Source organism: Streptomyces sp. WAC06614 (assembly GCF_003949795.1).
Taxonomy (GTDB): Bacteria; Actinomycetota; Actinomycetes; order Streptomycetales; family Streptomycetaceae; genus Streptomyces.
On the sequence record NZ_RPRY01000439.1, the window covers coordinates 1 to 4807 of the forward strand.

Consider the following 4807-nt stretch of genomic DNA (forward strand, 5'->3'; position numbering starts at 1 on the left):
GGCGCTTGAGGATGGCCGCGGCCAGTTCGGGGGCGATCACCGAGAAGTAGCTGTCCGGGGTGACCCAGGTCCGGTCGGGGGCGGCCAGGGCCAGGGCGCCGCCGGAGCCGCCCTCGCCGATGACGAGCGTGGTCACCGGGACCGAGGCCGCCGCCACCGCCGCGAACGCGTCCGCGATGGCGGCGCCCGCCCCGCCGTGCTCGGCCTCGGCGTCGTTGGCCGCGCCCGGGGTGTCGACCAGCGTCAGCACGGGCACCCCGAGCCGGTCGGCCAGCCGGATCAGCCGGGCCGCGGCCCGGTAGCCGGCCGGGCGGGTGGCCGTGCCGCACTGGGCGGCGTAGGCGATCGTCCGGCCGCCGCGCAGGCCGAAGCCGCACAGCATCCCCGGGTCCGTGCCGCCGGCCCGGTCCCCGTGGACGGGCAGCCGCAGCGTGAAGTAGGCGTCCAGGTACGCCCGGGCGCGCGGCCGCTCCGGGTGCCGGGCCCGCTGCACGGCGTCCCAGCCGCCCGCCGCCGGCCCGTCCCCCGGTACGTCGCCCAGCGCGGCCGGGGGCTCGGCCGGACCGGGGTGCGGCGAGGTCAGCAGCCGGAGCCAGGTGCCGAGGGTGGCGGGCAGCTCCGCCGCCGGGACCACGGCGTCCACGAACCCGGCCGCGTACTGTGCCTCGGCCGTGTACGCCGCCGGATCGGCGTCCGCCGGACGCACCCGGGACCCGGCGAAGCCGACCTGCGCCCCGGGCAGCGCGAGCACCACGTCCGCGCCCGCGCCGAGGGTGGCCCAGCCGCCGCCGGTGGTCGGGTCGCGCAGCACCGCGAGCTGCGGCAGCCCGGCGGCCCGGGTGAGCGCGGACTGGCGGGCCACGCGCTGGAGCTGGGTCAGCGCGAGCATGCCTTCCTGCATCCGGGAACCGCCGGTGGCGATGAGCGAGACCAGCGGCAGGCGGTGGTCGCGGGCATGGGCGTAGGCGGCTTCGAGCCGGTCGCCGGTGCGTTCGCCGAGGGAGCCGCCGAGGAAGCCGAACTCGAAGGAGATCAGCACCGTCTCGTGGCCGCCGACCCGGGCCGTGCCGACGACGACCGACTCCTGTTCGCCGGTCCGGGCGGCCGCACGGGCCCGGGAGTCGTCGTACCCTGTCCAGCCCAGCGGGCCGTCGGGGGCGGACTCCCGTACGGGGACGGGCAGCTCGGCGAAGCTGCCGGGGTCGGCTACGGACGCGAGGGCCGCGCGGGCGGAGAGACGGGTGGTCACGGCTTCACCCTAGGGGGTTACGGCAGCGGCAGGGCGATCTTTACGGCACAGGCCGCGACCAGCCCGTATCCGAGCCGGAAGGTCCAGGACCGGGCGGTCCCGGAGATCCGGCTCCCGGCGAACGCGCCGACCCCGACGAGCAGTTGCTGCCACAGGAGACTGGCGACCCCGACCCCGCCGAGGAACGCCGCCGCGGCGGCCCCGCCGCCGAGGGCCGCGCCCTGGGCGGTGGTCAGGGCGGCGAAGTAGAGGGCGGTGGTGGGGTTCACCGCCGTGAGCCCGACGTACCGGAGGAAGGCCCGTCCGGCACCGGCCGGGGCGGGGGCCGGCGTTCCGGCCGCTGCATCCGCCGGCGCGGCCGCCGTTCCGGCCCGTGCATCGGCGGGCGCGGCCGCCGTTCCGGCCCGTGTGCGGGACGTCCACAGGCCGTGGGCGGCGATCGCCAGGAGGACGGCGGCCGCCGCCAGGCGCACCCAGGCCTCGACCGGGGTCACGTGGCCGGCCACCCACGGGCCGACGGCCGTGGCCACCGCCGCGTACGCCAGGTCCACCGCGGCGACACCGGCCGCGGCCGCCACCGCCGTACGGGCGTGGCGCATGGCGTCCTGCAGCAGCAGGACGCTGATGGCGCCCATCGGCATCGCCACGCCCAGGCCGGCGGCGGCACCGGACAGCGCCGGAGTCATCAGTTCGGTCATGGCCGCAGCTTCCGGCCCGCACACCGCGCGACGGGCGCGGATATCGGCGCCGGCTGCGACAATCGCTGCATGGACCGCCTCGACCGCGAGATCCTCGGGATCCTGCAGGAGGATGCGCGGATCTCCTACCGGGACCTCGGGGTCCGGGTGGGGCTCAGCGCCAACGCCGCCGCCGACCGGGTGCGCCGGATGCGCCGCGACGGCGTGATCCGCGGCTTCACCACCGTGGTGGACCCGGCCGCCGACACCCGGGGCGGGCTGGTCGTCTTCATCGACGTCACCCTGCGCCAGGACACCACCAACGAGGAGTTCGAGCGGCAGGTGGCCAAGCTGCCCGGCATCGCCGAGGTGGTGCACGTCACCGGCGCGCACGACTACCTCGTACGGGCCCGGGCCGCCGACCCGGCGGCGCTCGACGACCTGCTGCGGCGGCTCAAGCGGGAGGCGGGGGTGGCGCAGTCGAACACCCGGATCGCGCTGCGGGCCGCCGCCCGCCCCGCCGGGGCCTGACGTCCGGCGGCCGGGTCAGGGCCGCTGCCACAGGTCGGGCGGGGTCGGCGGGGCGGTGTCGACGAGGGCCCATCGGCGGGTCGTCAGCCAGCCCGCGGTGGCCTCCGCGGTGGCCCGCAGGCCGCCGGTCATCAGCACCAGGCCGTCCCGGATCCCCGGCGCCGGGACGGGGCCGTGGCTCACCCGGGCCCCGAACAGCCGGTGGAAGCGGACCACCGACGGCAGCACCGCCGAGGCGTACCGGCGCAGCGGGGTGGTCCGGGCGCACCAGGTGCCCCCGGCGTGGAACAGCGCCGCCGCCACGTCCGCGGAGGCGCGGTGGGTGGGCGCGAGCAGTACCCGGCCGATGTTGGCGAAGCCCACCGGATCCGCCCGCAGCACCTCCGGCAGTTCGTGGAAGTACGGCAGCAGTTCCCCGCGCTCGGCCCAGTGCCGGGTCAGCCGCAGCGCGCCCACCGGCCGGTCGCCGTCGCGGCAGAGCAGCAGCAGGGCCTCCTCGTCGTAGCCGTCCCAGACCGGCGCGGGGACGGCGGCGGGGGAGCCGGCCGCGTACAGCTCCCGGAACTCCCGCAGCTCGCGCAGGTCGCGCCGGTCGGCCGCGTCGGCCACGACATGGACGGTCAGTGCGTGGGTCGTCCCCCGCTCGCGCGTCGTGCGGCGCAGACGTGTCAGTTCCATGGGACGAGCGTGCGGCCCCGCGCTCAACGTCCGTTGAACGATCGGCGGACGGGCCGGCGGACGGGCCGGTTGCCGCGATGCCTCCGGTGCCTACAGCGCCGATTCCCAGGTCACCGTCGTGCCCCGGGTGCCCGTCTCCGTGCGGCCGTCGTCGGTGACGGTCAGCCGGACCAGGTCGGGACGGGCGTCCACCTCGACGTCGATCGAGGTGACCTCGGCCCGCCGGTGCGCCGCGGCCAGGGCGCCGCGCAGCGCCGACAGCAGGCCGGCCGTGACGGTGTCCGGCACCAGTACGTCGACGGCCCCGGCGAAGTGCACCGAGGGCTGGAAGCCCAGCACCACCCCCGCCCCGCCGGTCTCCCGCAGCACCCGTCCGCGCACGGTGGTCGGCGCGTCGCCGGGCGGCTGTTGGAGGGCGAAGATGGCGGTGCGCACCTCCTGGATCGTGGAGTCCAGCTCGTCCACGGCCCGGCCCAGGTCGTCGCCGACCTCGTCCGCGCCGGCCCCGTCCTCGCCGGTCGCGTTCGCGGCGCGGCGGCGGGTGCTCTCCAGCATCATCTCCGTCGCGAACAGCCGCTGCACCACCAGGTCGTGCAGGTCACGGGCGATCCGGTCCCGGTCCTCGTAGACGGCGAGCTGCTCCCGGTCGTGCTGGGCGTCGGCCAGGACCAGCGCCAGCGCGGCCTGGGAGGCGAACTGCGAGGCCAGCAGCCGGTCCACGGCGTCGTACGGTTTCCCGCCCCGGTGCCGCGGCAGGGCGAGGGTGCCGATGAGCTGGCCGCCGCTCTGCAGCGGCAGCATCATGCTGGGCCCGAACCGCTCGCGCACCCGGGTGGTCATCCGCGGATCGGTCGCCGAGTCCTCGATGAAGACGGGCTCGCCCCCGAGCAGTTGCCGCAGGACCGGGCTGCCGGGGGCGATGGTGGTCCCGACCAGGTCGCCGGGGTCGTCGTGGGTGGAGGCGGCGACGATCTCCATGCCGCCCTCGGGGGTCGGCTGGAGGACCACCCCGGCGGCCGCGTCGGCCAGCAGCCGGGCGCGTTCGGCCACGCACATCAGCGAGTCCTGGGCGGGGCGGCCCGCCAGCAGCGTGGTGGTGACGGCCGCCGCGCCCTCGATCCAGCGCTCCCGGCGCCGGGCGGTGTCGTACAGCCGGGCGTTGCCGATCGCTATGCCGGCCTGGGAGGCGAGGACGCGCAGCAGGGCCAGGTCCTCGCCGGTGAACGGGCCGCCGCCGTGCTTGTCGGCGAGGTAGAGGTTGCCGAACACCTGGGTGTGCACCCGGACCGGGACGCCGAGGAAGGCGTGCATGACCGGGTGCCCGGGCGGGAAGCCGACCGAGCGCGGGTCGTCGGCGATCTCCGGGACCGCCAGCGGGCGCGGGTCCTGGATCAGGCAGCCCAGCAGGCCCGACCGTCCGTCGGGCAGGCGCGGGATCCGGGCCCGTTCCTCGTCGGTCATCCCGGCGGTGATCAGCTCGGTCAGCCGGCCGCGCTCGGGGTCGACCACGCCGAGCGCGCCGTACCGCGCCCCGCACAGCTCGGCCGCGGAGTCGACCAGGTGCTGGAGGGTGGTGCGCAGCTCCAGCTCGGAGCCGACGCTGAGCACGGCCTCCAGCAGGACCGGCAGCCGCGGCTGGTCCAGGTCGTCGGGGGAGGGCTCGCCGGGGGAG

Annotated in this window: 5 protein-coding genes; 1 reads left to right on the forward strand and 4 read right to left on the reverse strand. The window is 77.1% G+C overall.

Annotation, left to right across the window (positions count from 1 at the left end):
• A partial coding sequence (locus tag EF918_RS32660) for a carboxyl transferase domain-containing protein (RefSeq protein ID WP_125652526.1) occupies positions 1-1249 on the reverse strand: 1249 nt, incomplete at its 3' end.
• A 17-nt stretch (positions 1250-1266) separates the two neighbouring features.
• Positions 1267-1947, reverse strand: coding sequence for a lysine transporter LysE (locus EF918_RS32665; protein ID WP_125652527.1), 681 nt, complete (start codon positions 1945-1947; stop codon positions 1267-1269).
• A 69-nt stretch (positions 1948-2016) separates the two neighbouring features.
• Here EF918_RS32665 and EF918_RS32670 point away from each other — a divergent pair, with 69 nt between their 5' ends.
• On the forward strand, positions 2017-2457 hold the full coding sequence (locus tag EF918_RS32670; RefSeq protein ID WP_125652528.1) for an Lrp/AsnC family transcriptional regulator: 441 nt from the start codon (positions 2017-2019) through the stop codon (positions 2455-2457).
• A 15-nt stretch (positions 2458-2472) separates the two neighbouring features.
• On the opposite strand, the gene EF918_RS32675 is transcribed toward EF918_RS32670, so the two are convergent.
• Entirely contained in the window at positions 2473-3135 is a 663-nt protein-coding gene (locus EF918_RS32675) for a hypothetical protein (protein WP_125652529.1), read from the reverse strand.
• 90 nt (positions 3136-3225) lie between these two features.
• On the reverse strand, positions 3226-4779 hold the full coding sequence (locus EF918_RS32680) for a GAF domain-containing protein (RefSeq protein WP_125652530.1): 1554 nt from the start codon (positions 4777-4779) through the stop codon (positions 3226-3228).
• Positions 4780-4807 lie beyond the last annotated feature (28 nt).

Bases quoted from the DNA above. Each gene is read 5' to 3' on its own strand.
- EF918_RS32665 (WP_125652527.1), bottom strand. From the start codon at position 1,947: ATGACCGAACTGATGACTCCGGCGCTGTCCGGTGCCGCCGCCGGCCTG.
- EF918_RS32675 (WP_125652529.1), bottom strand. From the start codon at position 3,135: ATGGAACTGACACGTCTGCGCCGCACGACGCGCGAGCGGGGGACGACC.
- EF918_RS32670 (WP_125652528.1), top strand. From the start codon at position 2,017: ATGGACCGCCTCGACCGCGAGATCCTCGGGATCCTGCAGGAGGATGCG.